This window comes from Dyadobacter sp. HNCC25DJ184 (assembly GCF_056895215.1).
Window position 1 is genome coordinate 285487 of sequence record NZ_JBXHAQ010000006.1, and the last position, 20377, is coordinate 305863.

Annotated in this window: 16 protein-coding genes; 10 read left to right on the forward strand and 6 right to left on the reverse strand. The window is 43.0% G+C overall.

Annotation, left to right across the window (positions count from 1 at the left end):
• Window positions 1-14: 14 nt before the first annotated feature.
• Complete coding sequence (locus AC1XUD_RS11840; RefSeq protein WP_483361210.1) at window positions 15-1100, forward strand: hypothetical protein; 1086 nt, start codon at window positions 15-17, stop codon at window positions 1098-1100.
• Between the two features lie 5 nt (window positions 1101-1105).
• Here AC1XUD_RS11840 and radA read toward each other — a convergent pair whose 3' ends face one another.
• A complete protein-coding gene (radA, locus tag AC1XUD_RS11845; RefSeq protein WP_483361211.1) occupies window positions 1106-2473 on the reverse strand; it encodes a DNA repair protein RadA in 1368 nt (455 codons plus the stop codon).
• Window positions 2474-2805: 332 nt separating this feature from the next.
• On the opposite strand from radA, the gene AC1XUD_RS11850 reads away from it, so the two are divergent.
• Window positions 2806-3522 carry a porin family protein gene (locus tag AC1XUD_RS11850; protein ID WP_483361212.1) on the forward strand — a complete coding sequence of 239 codons (717 nt, stop codon included), beginning with the start codon at window positions 2806-2808 and terminating at the stop codon, window positions 3520-3522.
• A 96-nt stretch (window positions 3523-3618) separates the two neighbouring features.
• Here AC1XUD_RS11850 and AC1XUD_RS11855 read toward each other — a convergent pair whose 3' ends face one another.
• Window positions 3619-4020 carry a LytR/AlgR family response regulator transcription factor gene (locus AC1XUD_RS11855; protein WP_483361213.1) on the reverse strand — a complete coding sequence of 134 codons (402 nt, stop codon included), beginning with the start codon at window positions 4018-4020 and terminating at the stop codon, window positions 3619-3621.
• 368 nt (window positions 4021-4388) lie between these two features.
• Between AC1XUD_RS11855 and pheS the strand changes: the two genes are divergently transcribed.
• On the forward strand, window positions 4389-5429 hold the full coding sequence (pheS, locus tag AC1XUD_RS11860) for a phenylalanine--tRNA ligase subunit alpha (RefSeq protein WP_483361214.1): 1041 nt from the start codon (window positions 4389-4391) through the stop codon (window positions 5427-5429).
• 192 nt (window positions 5430-5621) lie between these two features.
• Here the strand turns inward: pheS and AC1XUD_RS11865 are convergent, their stop codons facing one another.
• Both AC1XUD_RS11865 and AC1XUD_RS11870 read right to left on the reverse strand, forming a co-directional pair.
• Window positions 5622-6353, reverse strand: coding sequence for an esterase family protein (locus AC1XUD_RS11865; protein WP_483361215.1), 732 nt, complete (start codon window positions 6351-6353; stop codon window positions 5622-5624).
• Between the two features lie 42 nt (window positions 6354-6395).
• Window positions 6396-7826: a circularly permuted type 2 ATP-grasp protein gene (locus tag AC1XUD_RS11870; RefSeq protein ID WP_483361216.1), complete on the reverse strand. Its 1431-nt coding sequence runs from the start codon at window positions 7824-7826 to the stop codon at window positions 6396-6398.
• A 468-nt stretch (window positions 7827-8294) separates the two neighbouring features.
• Between AC1XUD_RS11870 and AC1XUD_RS11875 the strand changes: the two genes are divergently transcribed.
• Window positions 8295-9761 (forward strand): DUF5723 family protein, encoded by a 1467-nt coding sequence (locus tag AC1XUD_RS11875; RefSeq protein ID WP_483361217.1) that lies wholly within the window; start codon window positions 8295-8297, stop codon window positions 9759-9761.
• 105 nt (window positions 9762-9866) lie between these two features.
• Window positions 9867-12431 carry a penicillin-binding protein 1A gene (locus AC1XUD_RS11880; protein WP_483361218.1) on the forward strand — a complete coding sequence of 855 codons (2565 nt, stop codon included), beginning with the start codon at window positions 9867-9869 and terminating at the stop codon, window positions 12429-12431.
• 114 nt (window positions 12432-12545) lie between these two features.
• On the opposite strand, the gene AC1XUD_RS11885 is transcribed toward AC1XUD_RS11880, so the two are convergent.
• Entirely contained in the window at window positions 12546-12890 is a 345-nt protein-coding gene (locus AC1XUD_RS11885; protein WP_483361219.1) for a LuxR C-terminal-related transcriptional regulator, read from the reverse strand.
• Between the two features lie 130 nt (window positions 12891-13020).
• Entirely contained in the window at window positions 13021-14787 is a 1767-nt protein-coding gene (locus AC1XUD_RS11890) for an ABC transporter ATP-binding protein (protein ID WP_483361262.1), read from the reverse strand.
• A 257-nt stretch (window positions 14788-15044) separates the two neighbouring features.
• Here AC1XUD_RS11890 and AC1XUD_RS11895 point away from each other — a divergent pair, with 257 nt between their 5' ends.
• From AC1XUD_RS11895 to AC1XUD_RS11915, 5 genes are all read left to right on the forward strand, one after another.
• Window positions 15045-15596, forward strand: a complete 552-nt coding sequence (locus AC1XUD_RS11895; RefSeq protein WP_483361220.1) for a DUF4126 domain-containing protein — start codon at window positions 15045-15047, stop codon at window positions 15594-15596.
• A 10-nt stretch (window positions 15597-15606) separates the two neighbouring features.
• Window positions 15607-16512 (forward strand): helix-turn-helix domain-containing protein, encoded by a 906-nt coding sequence (locus tag AC1XUD_RS11900; RefSeq protein WP_483361221.1) that lies wholly within the window; start codon window positions 15607-15609, stop codon window positions 16510-16512.
• Between the two features lie 182 nt (window positions 16513-16694).
• A complete protein-coding gene (locus AC1XUD_RS11905) occupies window positions 16695-18077 on the forward strand; it encodes a glycosyl hydrolase (RefSeq protein WP_483361222.1) in 1383 nt (460 codons plus the stop codon).
• A gap of 157 nt (window positions 18078-18234) precedes the next feature.
• Window positions 18235-19056, forward strand: coding sequence for a sugar phosphate isomerase/epimerase family protein (locus AC1XUD_RS11910; RefSeq protein ID WP_483361223.1), 822 nt, complete (start codon window positions 18235-18237; stop codon window positions 19054-19056).
• A 143-nt stretch (window positions 19057-19199) separates the two neighbouring features.
• Window positions 19200-20345, forward strand: a complete 1146-nt coding sequence (locus tag AC1XUD_RS11915; RefSeq protein WP_483361224.1) for a Gfo/Idh/MocA family protein — start codon at window positions 19200-19202, stop codon at window positions 20343-20345.
• Window positions 20346-20377: the final 32 nt, after the last annotated feature.

The following is a 20377-nucleotide window of genomic DNA, read 5'->3' on the forward strand; positions in this document are numbered from 1 at the left end:
CTCTATCAGAAAATGTGAAAAATCTAAGACGGGTATTCCTTTCGGTTTCCGTCGTGGTGATCGGATATTTGTTTGACGGATGTAAAACGGCACGTGTTGACCAGAAATTGGATTCTAATCGTGAATCCATCTACCGAACAATTGCATATTTTCGAACAAATCCGAGCAGCCCTAAAGCTCTAAAATCGCTAAAAAGGGCATATGAGTCCACTCAGAAAAAGCATCTGGCTATTGTACGCAATAATTCAGTTTCCGAAAACATCTTCAAATGGGAAACTGATCTATCTTCTTATATCAAACTCAATGCGCTATATGACTCCATTTCAACATGCAAGAGTTGTGCCGCTGTAAAACCGGTAGATTACGAAAATCAGGAAACTGTTGTTCGCAAACTTGCGGCTAATGACAGGAACAACGAAGGCGATCGTCTTTTGACAACGGGTGTGAAGGCTGACGCAAGAACGGCGTTTGAACATTACTCAAAAGCCAATCAGATATCACCCGGTTTTGGAGAAGTTGGTGAAAAATTAAAAATATCGTTTGATCAGGCTTCCACAAGGATATTGATCGACTCGATCATCATGGAGCCCAATAACTATCAAATTTCCAATACTCAGCTAAATTCCAGAGTACAGTCTTTGGTTGACAGCTGTCAAAAAATAAATCGATTTCTTCAGTTTTTCACCAGACATGATAACGGGAACCTCCGTCCGGATCAAATACTGGTTCTAAAGATATATAGTTTCGTGATCGACAAGCCCAAACTGGCAACTAATTCCGTGGCCATTGTGGACACCATATCAGGTAAAATAATTCACTTCCTAAAAACAATTGCATCGGAAGGTATCATGGAAATCCAGATCCGGGATTTCAATACCAAGGAAGTGATATTAACCGATCGTCTTTCCAGCGAACACAAGTGGGTATGCGAATGGTGGACATGTACTGGAAGCCCTGTCGGTTTAACCACAGAACAATTGGCCAATTGTAAAAGTCAGGAAATAAATCCGCCTGATCCAAACCAATTATTCACAGAATTCAGCAACCCGCTTTACGATCAGGTTACCAGGCGACTCAAAAATTTCTATTCTTCTTATTGATATCCTTACCGGAATACATCCATAAAAAATTCGTCCAACGTTGCTACTGGAACCACTTTTAATTTGGATCGATCCAGATCCAAGCCTTTGCTGTTGTATTTCGATATGTATATTTTCTTAAAACCCAGTTTCTCAGCTTCCGATATCCTACTTTCAATTCTGCTTACGGCACGAACCTCACCTCCCAGGCCAACCTCTGCAGCGAAGCAAACAGATGGCGATATGAATTTATCCTCATATGAAGATACCAGCGACGCCACTACGGAAAGGTCAATAGCTGGATCTTCCACTTTCAGTCCACCGGCTACATTGAGGAAAACATCCTGAACGCCGAATCTAAAGCCCCCTCGTTTTTCCAGTACAGCCAACAACATCTGCAATCTTTTTGCATCAAATCCGGTGCTGCTTCTCTGTGGCGTTCCGTAAGTTGCGACACTTACCAGCGACTGAATTTCGATTAATAGAGGTCTGTTTCCTTCCATCATCGACCCAATAGCGATTCCACTTACCGGCTCGTCGCGCTGCGATATCAATATTTCAGACGGATTGCTTACCTGCCGCAGCCCACTTCCATGCATTTCATATATCCCTAACTCTGAGGTACTTCCAAAACGGTTTTTAATGGTTCGTAAAATACGATAAGTAGTGTGGCGGTCTCCTTCGAACTGCAAAACCGTGTCAACCATATGTTCCAGCACTTTAGGCCCAGCCAAAGATCCGTCTTTCGTAATATGTCCGATCAGAAATACCGGAACACCACTTTCCTTCGCATATTTCATAAACTCCGCCGTACACTCCCGAACCTGCGATACACTTCCTGCACCAGACTCGATGTAAGCAGACTGCATGGTTTGTATGGAGTCTACAACGAGCACTTCCGGATTAAACTCCTCGATATGCCTGAAAATACTGGAAGTTTGCGTATCCGTGAGTATATAGCAATTCTCACTTTTAGCTGTCATTCTCTCCGCCCGCATTTTAATTTGCTGCTCCGATTCCTCTCCTGAAACATACAAAACCCGTTTTCCGGAAAGAGTCAGCGCAATCTGCAGCATCAATGTCGACTTCCCGATACCCGGCTCCCCACCTATCAAGACCAGCGACCCTTGAACAATCCCCCCTCCTAAAACTCTGTTGAGTTCAGCATCCAACGTGTGGATCCTGGGCTCGTTTTCGTATACTATATCATTGATCGCCTTTGGTTTGCTGACGAAGCTGATAGACTTCCACGAAACCGATAGTTTTTTATCCTCTTTTTCAATTACTTCTTGTACGAAAGTATTCCATTCTCCACATGAAGGGCATTTCCCGATCCATTTTGGAGAGTTATACCCGCATTCCTGACAAAAATATGCTGTTTTGGCTTTGGCCATGTTTGAGCTTTAGCAGTTAGGTGTTAGCTTTTAGTTTTTATTGAGACCATCAAACTCTGATGCTTTATAACCTCTTTAGTTCGGGTGTCAGTTCAAAGTTCGTTGAAAAGTGGGAAATTGTCTGATTAACATGATGGTTTTGTTTGTAATCCTTATTCTCAAATATTTTCGGTGGGTCAACATGAGCGTTTCCACAGCTTATATTTTGATTTTAGGCACTCTTTGGCACACGATCCCACCATATTGTAGCCCGCTAAGTCAAAATATAAATCGATCATGGCATATTTTTTTGAAGATTGACGTTATTAGTCCGATTAACTACATTTTACTCGATGAACAACCTTACCAAAGTAATATCCGCCTGCCTTCTTTCGATGCTACTCTTCACTACTGCTCATGCGCAGAAGAAGGGTTTTGCGTTTGGAATTAAAGGCGGCGTAAATCTGTCCCGGCTGAGCATGGGCGATGTGTTTACGACAAGGCATGACGACGCAGGAAATCCATATCTGGGATATGACGGAAAGGAAGTTAAAGACAATTTAAAAGCAAGCTTCGACACCAGAACAGGAGCAGTGGGTGGAATCTATGCAAGGTTTGGAAGAACAATTTTTATTCAACCTGAGGTACTGGTTTCGACAAAAGGCGGCACTATGAATATTGAAAAAACAGAGGCTGAGGGAGTTGTCACTCAAAATGTAAAATTCAAATTCACCAATATTGATGTTCCGTTGCTGATCGGTTTGAAAGGTGGCCCGTTCCGAGTGCTTGCCGGCCCGGTGGCTTCGTTCCGAGTTGGAGATAATCAGTCTTTGTCCGATGCATTTCGTCACTACACCTCAAATGCTAACAATTCTCTTTCCGAGGCGACTTTCGGGTATCAGTTGGGCGTCGGCCTGGATATTGGCTCTTTCAGTCTTGATGTCCGGAAGGAAGGTTCGTTTACCAATATCGCAACTTTCGATGTATACGGTTCGTCTGGTCAGGCAGGCACAAGTGTGAAGCAAAAGATTGACTCCTGGCAGGTCACACTAGGTCTTAAATTATTTTAATCGCCTTCTACTTAAGCAAAACAAGCAGCCTCCGATCATGCGAAGGCTGCTGTTGATTTATGAATAACCCACTAATTTTACTTCTTTTTTTGCTGGTTAGGCGCTGATTCTCATCGCGCTATGATCCAGATATGTACTGATCTCCTTCGTTTTTCTACGGGAAACCATCACTTCTTTTCCGCCGGCCATTTTCAGCAGCCTGTCATCTTCAAGTCTTTCAACCACATATTCAGAGTTTACAAGATATGATTTGTGTACCCTGATAAAGCTGCTGTTCAGATGTTCCGCAAGCGATTTCAAAGTTTTTGAAACAAGATACTTCTTACCACTGTTTGTGTATATAAAAGTATAGTTACCCTCTCCCTCCAATAGGGTAATCATTTCCGGCTTCAATAAAATGGTGTGACCCATTGACTGAACAGAAATTAAAGATGCGTTTCTAGAACCTACATTACTTAACGGAGAAGTTGAACCTGAGATGGACGGAAAAGTTTTCATAGCCTGAATAATTGTCTTTATGTGATCAAAAACCTATGTGTCAAAAGTACCACGAATCGGTTAATAAGGAAAGAGCGTAAAACTACGCATATGCACATAAGATACTGATTATCAAATAATTAAAATATATTCAGAATGCAAAAGCAGTAGCGACACTTAGTAAAACGCGTAATTTTACGTATACCCTAAAATGACCAAATTCTGGAATTTCAAGCCGCTATCTGCAAACCGGACCTTTAAGACATATCAGCTGACGGAACTTTGCATATCTTTGCACCTGATTTTTGCCTTTTTATTTGCAGTCAGGTGAGCGAAGGGCGGTAATTAGTAGTAAAATGCAGGTTAAACTGCCTCAACAATTTGCAATAATGATTTCAGAGCGCGTAAAAGAACTAATATCAGAAATTGAAAGCAGCCAGGTATCCAACAAAGAAGAATTGGAAGCCTATCGGTTACGTTATATCAGCAAAAAAGGAGTGGTGACGGAGCTGTTTGATGGCTTGAAAAATATTCCTCAGGAAGACAGAAGGGCTGTTGGACAAGAACTGAATACGCTGAAAAATTTTGCGCAGGAAAAATTTCAGTCATTCAGCGAAACACTTGAAAGCTCCGGTGCTCAGGAAAGTGAATTGAAATTTGACCTCACCTTGCCTGACGTTCCAAACCAGCAGGGCACGCTGCATCCCTTGACAATTGTGAGAAGGAGAATCATTGAAATATTCGAAAGAATGGGCTTCAATGTTACATATGGTCCTGAAATCGAAAAGGATTGGTATAATTTCAGCGCGTTGAATTTTGCAGATAACCACCCTGCCCGTGAAATGCAGGATACTTTTTTCATTTCTAAAAGCGAAGAAAGTGTTCAGGAAGACGTGCTTTTGAGAACGCATACTTCTAACGTGCAGATCCGGTTAATGGAAAGACAAAAACCACCGATCCGTTCAATCATGCCGGGCCGCGTGTTCCGTAATGAGGCCATTTCAGCAAGAGCGCACTGCGTTTTCCATCAGGTGGAGGGCTTATATATAGACAAAAATGTGTCGTTCAAGGATTTGAAAGACACACTATATCATTTTGCCAAAGAGATGTTTGGAAAGGATTCAAAGATTCGTTTACGTCCATCTTATTTTCCATTCACAGAACCAAGTGCTGAAATTGACGTCACCTGTTTCATATGTAAAGGAGTAGGCTGCAATGTTTGTAAACACTCAGGATGGGTTGAAATCGCAGGATCGGGAATGGTGGATCCTAATGTTCTGGAAAACTGCGGAATCGACAGCAAGGAATATACCGGGTTCGCTTTCGGGATGGGTATTGAGCGTATTACGATGCTACGATATGGCATCAACGACCTAAGGTTGTTCACCGAAAATGATGTTCGTTTTCTACGACAATTTGAAGGAGCATAAGCACAAAGCCCAATAAATAACGAAGCTCAATTCTGGCAACAGAATTGAGCTTCGTTATTTATTGGGGACGTCGGCTGACGACCAGTATTCTAACTTCGGTTTTCGACGGTCAGTCCATCTGTAAGAACAATTTATTGCCATGAATGACAACACCTAACTATCAATCACAATTCCTTACCTAATCTGAGAATTCTAAAACCTACTTTCAATATAATAAGGAAGCATTTTTCTCCAGGCCCACCAGTCATGTGGAATATCGTATCCCCATATATCCAATTCATGCGGAACATCCTTCAGGCTAAGAATGGATGAAATGTATCTTGAATAGTCAGGAACTTCATATGCACCTTGTCCAGTGACAAAATGTATATGCCTGCTCTGACGGTACATCGCCAAATGTGACTCAACTCTTAATTGAGGCAGATAATGAACGGGTGAATTGAAATATACATTGTTGTCAAAGTACCCATTGGAATAAACACTCAGGTCATAACAACCGCTTATCCCGATCAGGCCTTGAAAAATCTCAGGATGCTTGAAAAACTGGTTGGCCGCATGAAGCGCTCCAAATGAAATTCCACAGGCTATAATATCCGTTTTTGCACTGGTCGTATCTTTAATGTAAGGAACGACTTCTCTAATGATATAGTCGTTGTATGCCTGATGCCGCATCGCCTGATCGTAACCATGCATATGTGGATTCAGCCAACTTTCGTCATTGATACTGTTGATACAATATACTTTTACCTTCCCTTCATAAATGTATTTCTCGAGACTGTCAATGATGCCATTTCTTTCATACTCCAGATAATCCGAAGCTGCGGTTGGAATCATCATCAGGGCGAAACCATAATGACCATAAACCGCGACCTGCATATTCTTATTTAAAGAATGACTATACCATTCCGTTATCTCTCTCTGCATTTTAAGTGTGTTATATTAAATCCATCTCCCATCCACTCATTTTCAATACAATACCCACGTATCCTTACCACCGCCTCCTTGTGAGGAGTTAACCACCAACGAACCTTTGCGTAGAGCCACTCTGGTCAGTCCACCCGGAATCACGCTAACCTCATCACCATAGAGTATGTAAGGACGTAAATCCACGTGTCTTCCTTCTGCATGGCCCTCGATCATGCACGGAACTCTTGAAAGAGAAATTGTTGGTTGTGCTATGTAATTTCTTGGGTTGTCTTTTATTTTTTCTTTGAAAAGCTCATGCTCCTCAGGCGTTGCTTTTGGTCCGATCAACATACCGTACCCCCCTGCCTCATTCGCCTCCTTAACTACCAGCTTTTCGATATTTGCCAATACATATTCCATATCATCAGGTTCTCCGCATATGTAGGTTTTCACGTTCGGGATGATCGCCTCCTCATCAAGATAATACTTAATGATCCGTGGTACATATGCATACACAACTTTGTCATCAGCAACTCCCGTGCCAGGCGCGTTCGCAAGCGCGACTCTCCCTTTCTTATATACTTCGAAGATGCCGGGGATACCAATCAGCGAATCAGGATTGAAAGCCTCGGAATCCAGGAATGTATCGTCAATCCGGCGATATATTACGTCGATGATCTGCAACCCACTGGTCGTTTTCATCTTCACATATCCGTCTGACACAACGAGATCGCGTGCATCAACCAGTTCAACACCCATCTGCTGAGCCAGATACGAATGTTCAAAATAAGCGGAGTTGTAAATACCCGGGGTCAACACCACGACCGTCGGATTGGGCCTGTCGGCCAGATACTGAAGCATTTGAAGCAAGCGAGTGGCATAATCAGAAACGGGCCTAACTCCAGTGCGAGCCATGACGTCAGGAAAGATCTGCTTTGACAACTCTCTGTTTTCAAGCATATAAGACACGCCGGAAGGGCATCTCAAGTTATCTTCCAATACCATAAAAGTCCCGTCGTCTCCTTTAATTAAGTCGGTACCCGTTATGTGGCACCATATTCCTTTCGGAGGTTTAAGGCCAATACACGGTTTGAGAAAACATTTACTCGATTCGATCAGTTCGCGGGGAACTACGCCATCATTCAATATATTCTGCTCATTATAAACATCGTCAATGAACATATTCAACGCTTTGATCCGTTGTTTTAATCCTTTTTCCAGCCATTCCCACTCGGCATTTGCCAGTACTCTCGGAATAATATCGATCGGCATAATCCGCTCAGTCCCCTCTCCTTCCGAGTATACATTGAAAGTAATACCCATCGAAAGCAAAGCTCGCTCGGTTACGGTCTGTCGGTTTTTAAGGTCTTCATGGGATAGATTTTCAAATTTATTTTTCAAATGTTCATATCCGGGGCGGATCCCACCTTCGGCGGTAAACATTTCATCATAAAAATTCTCAGTATTATAGCCGGAAAATGAAAAATTCATACAACTCAAAATTTGAATAAGTATATTTTAAAAGAACACAGAACAATATATGGTCATTATTTCAATTTACAAAATATTTATATACACCCCAAATTCGAAAGATTAATCCCGAAAAACGCCAGAACATATCGTATAATTGTGTATCAATCTTATCCTATCTTTCAATTCTCAAATACAATTAAACGCCGGAAATGATATCTTGCTCCACCCGAATATTCCTAAAATGATCAAGATTTTTCAACCCGTTCAATAATTTGTGACACAAAAATATTAGTTGATTATATAATTTACGTTGTATCTTCCGCAGCCTTGGAAACCGGTCAATATACTCCTTATTTTGCATCTTAATATAACTCACCCCTTTTATCACACTTCATTGTAACGATGAATAAATTCTTCTACTCTTTGCTAGTGCTTTGTTTGGGAACCGAAATAAACTGTTTCGGCCAGCATTTGCCAGGAGTGGCCATGAGTAACTACGCGGGAACCAACGCGCTATATCATAATCCTGCAATTGTTGCCGACTCACGTTATAGTGTTTTTCTGAACTTAGCAGGTACGCAGTTTTACACCGCCAACAACCACGTCAAATTCGATGCCCCCTACTCTTTTCTGAGCCTCATTACCAACACTGTTTCTGACGAATACCGGAACGAAAAGGGTGCGGTTCTCTTCCCAAGAGCCTATCTTGATGAGAAGTTAAACGGCAAACATAAGTATATCAACGCTGGTGGCGATGTCCGTGTCCCGTCGATTATGGTGAACCTCTACAATGGAAAAATTGGCCTTGCGCTAACCGGTCGAGGGAGATACATATTGAATACTACGCAACTCACGGAGCCCATGGCTAGGCTGATTTCAAAAACCGCGCGGCTCGAAGATCTCCACGGGATCACTTACGAAAATCAGTCCGGACAGCTCCATTTCAATGGTTTTGGTGAGTTGGCTTTTACTTTGGGAGGAGTGGCGATAGATAATGAAACTGATTTTCTCAAGGTGGGGGTTACAGTGAAAAGACTGATAGGACTATATAATGCACATGCAATTGTAGAAAATTCTGCCTTCACCGTTTTGCCGGATCCAGCCTGGCAGGATCAACGACAATTAATATATGTCGACCAAATCAACGTCAAATATGCGATGACGAAAGATGAGGGCTTTTCTAATTTTAAACCTACTCCCGCCTGGCTTTTCGGCGACGCTGCTCCGGGTGGTGGCTGGGGATTTGATATTGGAGCTGTTTACGAATATCGTCCGGACATTAACAAGTTCAGTTATACCGAAAAAGGTACGCGCCAGCGGGATGCCTCAAAAAACAAATACTTGTATCGAATTGCTGTTTCGCTTACTGATATTGGCAAAATTCATTTCAAGAATCCGTTTTATATTTTGCAGCAGGAAACACATACTACTGACAAGGTCTTTAGATATGACGACTTTCAGAATATGAAAGGTTCGGAGGGAATATTCAATGCAGTCAACAATTCACTTAATGGCGGACCAACGGTGGCGCCCAATTTCCGGTCAGTATTGCCGATGGCCTTTCAGGCCAGTATCGACTATCACGTTCAGCCGAATGTTTATGTCAGTGGATTATGGGTTCAAAACCTGATCTCGCAAGGTGCGTTCGGAATGAAAGCAGAATCTGTAGTGTCCGTTACCCCGCGATATGAAAACAAGTGGTACGAATTATCTGTGCCAATCACGTTAATGAACAGATACCGGTCACCTGCAATTGGTTTGGCGGGAAGAATCGGCCCGCTATGGTTTGGAACCGATCATCTTACCGGCGTGCTTAATATTGGAAAACCAAGAGCGTTCAATCTCTACTTTGGTATATCAGCCGGATTGTTCAGGCAGCCCCCGGAGGAAAGAAACAAGTGCTGGCCTCCGAGGGAGTCGTTTCTTCAGAGAGTATTCGGCAGAAGGAATTGATATACATTATTGTAAATTTCACACCCACAATTTTCCAGCGATAGGATATACCCATAAATTTACTTGTTTTGTTATCTTTGAAATCTTTATGAATCTTAACGTTTGATGGAAGTAATCAAAAACGTGTACCAAAAAGCCAAAGATCTTCTTCAATACGCTGTCAATCAGATCAAGTCCCTGATATATCTGATTTTTTATAAATTGGGTGTGCTCATCGTGGGAAAAGCGCGCGTGGATAATTTCGCTGCGTCTTTGCATAAAAACAGAAAATCTTTCCGGGAATGGCGCCACGAAAAATTTGATCGGGAGTCGAAATTTTACAAACCGATCACGATCAGCTGGAAGATATTTTTATACGGTTTCATTGGTGCCGCCTTTTATATATTTTGTGTAGAAACCAACTTCCTCTGGCTAATGGGAAGTATGCCAAGCGTTGAAGATTTGCAAAATCCGAAGCTAAACGAGTCTTCTGAGATTTACACTTCTGACAGCGTGATGATCGGTAAATTCTATACAGAAAACCGCACTCCCGTAACTGCCAAAATGATTTCGCCCTATCTTGTGAAAGCCCTTGTTGCGACAGAAGATATCCGTTTCTACCGTCATTCAGGAATTGACTATAAAGCCATGGCAAGCGTTGCGATGGGACTTGTTACGGGTGGAACTGATCGCGGGGGTGGTAGTACGATCACGCAGCAGCTTGCAAAAAAACTTTTCAAAACACGGAGAAGCGGCTCCAGAGGTTTGCTGGGGTATGTGCCGGTTTTGAAAACAGTGATATACAAGACCAAAGAATGGCTCACGGCCATTAAACTGGAAAGAAATTTCACCAAGGAGGAGATCCTCACGATGTATTTCAATACCGTCGACTACGGAAATAATACATATGGAATAAACACTGCCGCGAAATCGTATTTCAGCAAGTCCCCGGACAGTTTGAATGTTCAGGAAGCAGCCGTTTTGGTGGGCCTGCAAAAAGCCACCACTACTTACAATCCGATCCGAAATCCGAAGCGCTCGAAAGAACGGAGAAACGTGGTGATCGGGCAAATGGCAAAATACGGATATCTGTCAAAAAAACAGGCAGACTCCATCAGCGCGTTGCCCATTGTTTTGCATACGAAATTCGAGACGCCATATGACGGCAATGCCAATTACTTCAAAAATGCCGTTGTCGATTTTGTTAAAAAATGGGGAGACGAAAATGGGTATGACCTCTACACGGATGGTTTGAAGATATATACTACAATCGATTCCAGAATGCAGGCTGCTGCCGAACAAGCCATGACGCAGCGGATGAAGGAATTACAGCGTGTTTTTGAAGACCACTGGAGCAATCGGAAGCCATGGACGGATGAAAATGGTGTAGAGATCCCTGACTTTCTGCAGACTGTTGTCAAAAGAACAAGCCGATACCGCTCGCTTGCGGCGAAATTTCCTAACAACCCGGACAGTGTCGATTATTACTTGAATAAGAAGGACACCATGACGGTTTTCGACTGGAAAACGAGTGGTGAGATCAAGAAATACTGGAGTTCGATGGACTCTCTTGACTATTATAAGCGGATTTTACGTGCAGGGATGATGGCAATGGATCCTCACAATGGAAGGATAAAAGCCTGGGTGGGTGGTTTAGATTACAACTATTTCAAATATGATGCCGTAAAACAAGGGAAAAGACAACCTGGATCTACCTTCAAACCATTTGTATATACAACCGCTATTGATGACAGCTCTTTCAATATGAATCCTTGTGATCAGATTGAAGATAAGCCATTTTCAAAGGTTTATATGGAAGATGGCGTTGAGAAAGAATGGAAGCCCCGGAATGCAACCGGAGGCTGGTCTTACACTAATATGACCCTGAAAAGAGCCTTGGCGCAGTCGATCAATTCTGTCACTGCGGAACTTACCGATCGGGTCGGTCCGGAAAACGTGGTGAAATATGCCAAGAAAATGGGGATAACGACGCCATTAAAGCCGGTTCCATCGATTGGTTTGGGGCCGTTTGACGTGTCTCTTTACGATATGGTAGCTGCCTATAGCGTTTTTGTGAATAGTGGCAGTTATACGGAACCGATTCTTGTAACCAAAATCGAGGATAACAAAGGAAGTGTAATTGTTGAATTCGAGCCGGAACACCGTCAGGCAATCAGCAAAGAATCTGCATTCCTCATGATTCAAATGCTGCGCGGGGGCGTAGAAGAACCGGGCGGGACTTCGGGGAGTATACGCTGGAGATTCAACGTAACAGGTAATGGAAATGAAATTGGTGGCAAAACCGGAACCACTTCAAATAACTCAGATGGCTGGTTTATGTGTGTGACACATAATCTGGTCGTAGGTGCATGGGTTGGAGGCGACGACCGAAGCATTCACTTCCGGACGACCAACCTGGGCGAAGGAGCCAAAACTGCTTTGCCTATTGTGGGTAGTTTTTTGGAAAAAGTATACAAGGATAAGTCAATCGGGATATTGCCGGGACCGTTTCCGAAGCCTGGATTTAAAGTGGAAAAAACATATCAATGTCCGACTTATTATCAACCAACAGATTCTGACACGACTAATATAGAAGTAGACAGCGCATCCAAAATCAATGTTAACCCGGAAGATGAGTTGCTGATTGGCCCACCTCCGATACCACTGGACACTGCGAAACGTAAACCATAACGTACAAAAATGAAAAACGGTGATCGTAAAATCGCCGTTTTTCATTTTTATACTATGCTCCATTCTGTTAACGTTTTGAAATAAACACCAGATGGGAGGAATCGGCCTTTATGGTTACTCAGCTATTGCTAGTAGAACTTTCTTCCTATGCCGTCTTCTCTGAGCAGAATTTACATTCGTTAAATTACTATCAACTACCTGCAAAAGATCAAAAACTTTCTTCAAGTAACTCTTATTGTTAATGGCAAAGCCAATGAGCTTGCCGTACCCTTTAAGGCCAAGCTTTTTACCAATCCTGTTTTTATAGTTATCGATGCTTTTAGGCATTAAATTCACGCGCACAGCAATCATTTTACTATTCATTCCCTCGCTGACAAATAATAGGATGTTCCACTCAGACAAGGTGAGCGCCGTAACATTTGATAAAGCTGATTTGAGATTTTGGTGAGCAGTACGCATGTGCCGAAAGGTTAAGATCCTGATTATCTTAAGCTTTCCACAAAGTTGAGAAGTATTTTTCTGCAACAATTTTATTAAACTACTTCAACTATTCCAAAATATTTCGACGCGTATTATTTAACGGTAATAGCTATATCTTGAGTACCTCTTTATACTGCATTTGATACAAATTAGAATAAAAGCCCTGTTTTTCCAGCAGTTCCTCATGATTACCTTCTTCCATGATCTGGCCTTTGTCGACGACGATAATTTTATCGGCCTCCTGAATCGTAGATAATCTGTGGGCGATCACGATAGCCGTTCGTCCCTTCATCAGCTTTTCAATCGCTTTCTGTATCAACTCTTCCGTTTCAGAATCGACCGACGATGTCGCTTCGTCGAGCACAATAATCTTCGGCTCGTGAACCATCGCCCTCACAAATGATATGAGTTGACGCTGACCTACCGAAAGCGTGGCTCCACGTTCCATAACATTATAGGTATACCCGCCCGGCAGCCTTTCTATAAAATCATGAACGCCAACGAGTTTGGCAGCTTCCACTATTTTATCGTGGGTGATCGTATCATCGCCGAGACGAATATTATTTTCAATGGTATCTGAAAACAAAAATACATCCTGCAAGACTACACCGATATGTTTTCGGAGGGCGTTAAGTTCATAATCATGTACCTCTACCCCATCAATCAGTATCTGTCCTTTATTAATATCATAGAATCGGCTCAACAAATTGATAATGGATGATTTACCTGCGCCAGTCGCTCCGACAAAAGCAATTGTTTTACCGGCTTCGACTTTAAAATTGATATTTTTCAAAACATAGTCCTCATCGTTATATGCGAACCACACGTCCTTAAATTCCACCTTCCCATCCACATGATCCGGCGCAAATGTGCCTTCGTTGGAAGTAAATTCGTCACTGTCCAGAAGTTTCAGAATACGGTCAGTACTTACAATCCCCATTTGTAATGTATTGAAGCGATCGGCCAGCTGTCGTATAGGTCTGAAAAACAAGTTGATAAACATGACGAAGGCTGTCACCGTACCAAAAGAAACGCTCGAGTCTAATATCTGCTTGCTGCCATACCAGACGACCAGTCCGGTTCCGGCAGCAGATATTACGTCAGCAACAGGATAATATACAGAGTAGTAAAGAATTGACCTGATATTGGCGTCGCGGTGAACTTTGTTGATTTCCTTGAATTTCTTATACTCAATATCCTCGCTTCCAAATATTTGTACGATACTCATACCCGTAATATGCTCCTGCACAAATGAATTGAGATTAGACACTGCCGCCCGAACTTCATTAAAAGAATCTTTTATTTTCTCCTTAAAAACATAAGTACAAAAAAGCATCAAAGGTATCATCGAAAGGCTGATGACAGACAATTTCCAGTCGGTGTAAAACATCACTGCAATGATCAAAACCAGTTGGAGAATATCTCCAGCTATTGCGGCCATACCGTCGCTGAATACATTAGATAGGGTTTCCACGTCGGATATTGTTCTGGTAACCAGACGACCAATGGGAGTTTGATCAAAAAATTTCAAACGCAGCGATATGATCTTTTTATATAATTGGACTCTGATGTCGCGAATGATATATTGCCCCAGCCAACCTGACATATAAGTATTCAGAAATTGCGCCCCACTCTGAACTACCAAAACAACCAGCATGATGATTAACATCCTTGTTAAAAGCGCGTAATCGCCATTGGGAATCGGTGTATCAATTGTATATTTAATCAGCAACGGGGTAAGCGGAGCTAGAACAGCATTAAGCAGAATAATACCAATTAACTGGTAAAACCGGTTTTTATAGGGTTGAACGAATACATATAAACGTTTAAGAGTAGGAAGGTCAAATATCTGTCCGCTTTTAGTCTCCTGATTCACAATATAGATTTCCTTTTTATACCTGTTAATTTTTTGATAGAGTGTCAAAAACAGAATTGCCTTCATTCCGTCATACCACGTTCAAACTAAACAGCAAAATGACAAAATTCATCACATAAATCCGAGGAATTCTGTTTTTAATAAAATCAAATCCCGACATTGATTTCGATTTTCCCAACCATTCAAAGGAAAAATACTCGTTTATTAAAGAAATAACCTGTTTTTGAATAAACCAAAATCCGATAATTTACACTCCCATGGAACTCTTCCTCAGCATATGTCTCGGTATCGGACTCAGCGCAAGTTGTGGTTTCAGGGTCTTTTTACCTTTGCTTCTGGCCAATATTGCGTCAATGAATGGTTGGATAACTCCTGGTGAAAACTATTTATGGCTTGCATCCTGGCCTGCATTTTTCCTTTTTCTCACGGCCACAGCCGCTGAGATCGCCGGATATTATATTCCTTTCATTGATAATTTGCTGGATACGATTGCCACTCCTGCTGCTTTTATAGCTGGCAGCTTTCTTACATTTTCGTTTGTGCAAATTGATAATCCGTTGCTTCACTGGTCGTTAGGCCTCATCGTCGGGGGTGGCACTGCCGGAGTTGTGCAAATCGGAACCGGGCTTTTACGTCTGTTATCTTCAAAAACAACTGCTGGAATAGGTAATCCGTTGGTTTCCACGACGGAGAATATCGCGTCCGCAGGATTTTCATTCATGGCAATTTTCATCCCGATCATCTGCCTGGCATTGGTAGTTTTACTCGTTTTCTGGCTTCTAAGTAAAATACGCCAGCTCAAAAGTTAAACACTCCTGCATGTCGGGCAATATTCCGGTTCATACACTTCCGAAGTCGCAAGGTGCTATTCCGTCACTGAAAATCTACCGCTTTAAAAACAGTGCGGGTGTTCAGCAAGGCGCTCCTTTGCCTAGCACGCCGATGCCGACGGATATGCCACACCGCCATAATTATTATGAAGTTTTGTTTATTGAAGAAGGGCGGGGATTTCATGAGATTGACTTTCATTCGTATCCGATCGTGGACGCGGGTATACATTTCATAACCCCTGGCCAGGTACATTTGCTCAATTTTGCCACGCCTTGCAAGGGATTTATTATTGCGTTTTCAGAACAATATTACTCGTTCTACAACCCTACCAGTACCCACCTCTCTAAATTCACTTTTTTTCAAACACTACAAAAACGGCCCATTCTAACCCTCAACGATCAAGAGAAACGATATTTCCATAATCTGGTAGAGAATATGACCACGGAGCATTTATTGACGGAACCAGACCAGTCGCTGATCGGGAGATATCTGGGGTTATTGTTACAAAAATCGGAAAACACGTTTCACATTCGGGAACACGAGTCCAACTCAATTCATGCCACGCCAGAGCTTATCGGAAGGTTTCAGGAATTGGTTGAAAAGAATTTTCTCAAGTGGCATGAAGTGCAGCAATATGCCCAGGCACTGTCAGTATCGCCCGACTATCTCAGTAAACAAGTCAAAAAATTTCTGGATATCTCTTGTCAGGAATATATACTTGAAAAACTGCTTCTGGAGGCAAAACGCCTTCTTGTCTTTACTCAGTTGAACGCTAAAGAAATTGCCTATCACATTCATATAGAAGACCCTTCCTACTTCAGTCGCATCTTCAAAAAGAAGACCGGACTCACCCCCAACGAATACCGAGATTTGGTTCGGAAAAGTACCATTTAATACCTGAAATGTACCTTGATGTCAGCACTCGGGAAGGATATCTTTGTATTGTACAAAAATAACAAGACTTAATAATACCACAGCAGGGTTTATCCGACTTGGCTTTCCAATTAAAATCTTTGTCGATTTTACAATTGAGTTACCATCTCCCGACAAAACCTGACGACTTCATTCATTGATTTATGCAAATAAGAAACAACCTTACCGCTGCATCTCTGCAACCGAAGTTGGACCGCCTTTGGGAGGTTTCAGCTGCAAAAATAAATCTGATCAATAAGGAATACGATAATTCAAAAGGTACTCCTGTTTTTACGGTTGACGGCAAATACACCCTGCGCGGCTGGACGGAATGGACCCAGGGTTTTCAATATGGTGCGGAGGTATTACAATATGACGCAACAGACGACACTGCTTTTTTGAAAAGTGCCAAACAAAAAACGGTGCAAAGTATGGCTTCTCATGTGGGTCACTTTGGTGTGCATGATCATGGCTTTAACAATGTCAGTACATATGGCAATTTATTGCGGCTGATGAACGAAGGTCGAATTCCTGAAAATGAATGGGAGAGGAATTTCTATGAAATAGCGCTCAAAATTTCCGGCGCAGTTCAGGCTAACCGCTGGACAAGCATCCAAAACGGCCAGGGTTATATACATTCTTTCAACGGGCCGCATTCCCTTTTTGTGGACACAATTCGTTCCGTTCGTGCTTTGATGGTTTCTCATTTGTTGGGACATAGCCACATGGGCGAAAATGATCTCAAAACCAGTTTACTGGAACGGGGAACTCTACATTCGCTTTCCACCGCGAAATATTCTGTGTATTATGGTGAAGGGCGCGATAGTTATGATGTTTGGGGACGTTCAGCGCATGAAAGTGTATTCAATATTACCGATGGCAACTTCCGTTGTCCTAATTCACAACAAGGTTTTTCGGGCTTTACAACATGGACACGCGGTTTGGCGTGGGCGATGATTGGTTTTGCTGAACAACTGGAGAGCTTGCCATATTTTGCGGATGAAGAATTGTCTCCACTAGGCGGTCGAGCTGAATTGGAAAAAACATACCTGAAAGCCGCGAAAGCAACCTGCGACTTTTACATTGACAATACCGCTGCCGACGGAATTCCATATTGGGACACTGGCGCACCACATTTACATAAACTGGGCGATTATTTTTCAAGAGCATCCGATCCATATAATGAGTTTGAACCAATAGACAGCTCTGCGGCGGCCATTGGATCACAAGGACTTCTGCGTTTAGGAAAGTATCTATCCGACCACGGCGACACCACCGCCGGAGCTAAATACTGGCAGGCTGGTTTAACGGCGCTTGATACCTTATTTGCAGAACCGTACTTATCAACCGATCCAACGCATCAAGGATTGATTTTACATAGCATTTACCATCGTCCTAACGGCTGGGACCATATCCCTGCCGGTCAGAAAATACCATGCGGCGAATCCAGTATGTGGGGAGATTATCATGCGAGAGAGGTTGCACTATACCTTCAGCGAATCAATAAAGGCTTACCGTATTATTCGTATTTGGGGGCGGTAAGGTGATAGCTTTCGGCAGTCGGCGGTTAGTCCCGACTATCATTTTGGAATTGGTCGGTTAGCTTGGAGCTTGTATTAAGCTACTAATTGTTAATTGTCCTGATCTGATTTATGAAGGCCGACAGCCGAAGTAGAATACATTCAAATTCAACCACAATTGAAAATGTCCATATCCTTAGATCGTTGCTGCATTCACACCATTACCACCAAACCCTGGACTTTGCCAGAAGCTGTTGATCGATATGCGGCGGCGGGGGTGAAAGGCATGAGTGTCTGGCAAAACGCCATTGAAGGAATTGGCCCGCACAAGTCGGGCGAATTGATCAGAAATGCGGGTCTCGAAGTCGTTTCATATGTGCGCGGCGGTTTTTTTCCAAGCGCCAGTAGCGCGGGGCGCGCAAAAGCTATTGATCATAACAGGAAACTTCTGGAAGAAGCTGCGGCGTTGGGTGCTCCGTTAATCGTGCTCGTGTGTGGCGCGTCACCTGATCAATCGTTGGAAATATCCCGCAAGCAGATTCAGGAGGGAATTGAAACCATATTACCGCTGGCCGAAAAACTGAATGTCAAGCTGGGTATCGAACCGTTGCATCCAATGTATGCAGCTGATCGCTCGGCAATCAACACATTGGGTCAGGCTAATGATATGGCTGAAGCCATCCAATCCAAATATGTGGGCGTGGCGGTGGATGTATATCACCTCTGGTGGGATCCGAACCTGGAACAAGAAATTGCAAGATGCGGTGCCAACGGAAATCTATTCGCATATCATGTCTGCGACTGGAAAGTCAACACCCTTGATATGCTTAATGATCGCGGGTTGATGGGCGAAGGCTGCATTGACCTCAAAAAGATCAGAGGATGGGTGGAAGCCACCGGTTTCAATGGTTTCTGCGAAGTAGAAATATTCTCCGATATCCACTGGGCAAAAGATCAGAATGTGTTTTTAAAAGAGATTACTGAGGCGTTTCTGGCGAGGGTTTGAGAAGGGAGGATGGAAGAAGGGGACAAAGGGAGGAATGGAGCGATTCCGGGCAAGCCATTCACTCATTCAAAATTAAAGAGATACCTAAAAACAAACCAAGGAATTTTCACTAACCCCTAATAGCTAACACCTAAAAGCTAAATATGACAACACATACCATCGGTATTATCATGAACGGCGTTACGGGCCGGATGGGTACCAACCAACATTTACTTCGCTCAATAAAGGCAATTATAGAACAAGGTGGCGTGAAAATTTCGGCTGACGAAGTCATTATGCCCGACCCGATTCTGGTAGGTCGCAATGCCTCAAAACTTGAGGCCCTTTGCAAACAATCGGGCGTAAAAAAATATACTACCGACCTCGATTCTGTCTTAAATGATCCGCAATATCAGATATACTTTGATGCCCAGGTAACGGGGCGTCGTGCGCCTGCTATCAAAAAAGCGATATTGGCTGGCAAACATATCTATTGTGAAAAACCAACAGGAACGACGACCGACGAAGCATTAGAACTATATGATCTGGCGACGAAAGCTGGTCTCAAAAACGGTGTAGTCCAGGACAAACTCTGGCTGCCTGGCATGCTGAAATTAAAGCGATTGATGGAGAGCGATTTCTTCGGAGAGATTCTCTCAGTTCGGGGCGAGTTTGGATACTGGGTATTTGAAGGTCACAGTATTCCTGCCCAGCGCCCTTCGTGGAACTATCGAAAAGAGGATGACGGCGGTATTATCGTGGATATGCTTTGTCACTGGAGATATGTCCTTGACAACCTTTTTGGAAACGTAAAGGCTGTTTCGTGTCTCGGCGCTACGCATATCCCGGAACGTATCGATGAAAATGGAAAGCCATATAAATGCACTGCCGACGATGCCTGCTATGCCACTTTTGAGCTGGAAGGAAATGTTATAGCCCAATTTAACTCGTCATGGACTGTGAGAGTTCGTCGCGATGATTTATTGACGCTGCAAGTAGACGGCACAAAAGGCTCTGCAGTTGCTGGTCTGCGTGAGTGTTATATTCAGCATTATGGCAATACGCCAAAGCCGGTTTGGAATCCGGATATTCCGCAACCTATTCCGTTTTTCGAAGGCTGGTCAAAAGTGCCTGAGCAGGAACAATATGACAACGCATTTAAGGCCCAGTGGGAATTATTCCTCAAGCATATTGTAAAGGACACACCGTTTCCCTGGGATTTAAAGGCCGGAGCAAGAGGTGTCCAGTTGGCCGAAAAAGGCATCGAAAGCTGGGAGAAGCGCCAATGGGTTAATATTGAAGAACTTTAAATGTGGAGCTATTAGCTGTTAGCTTTTAGGGG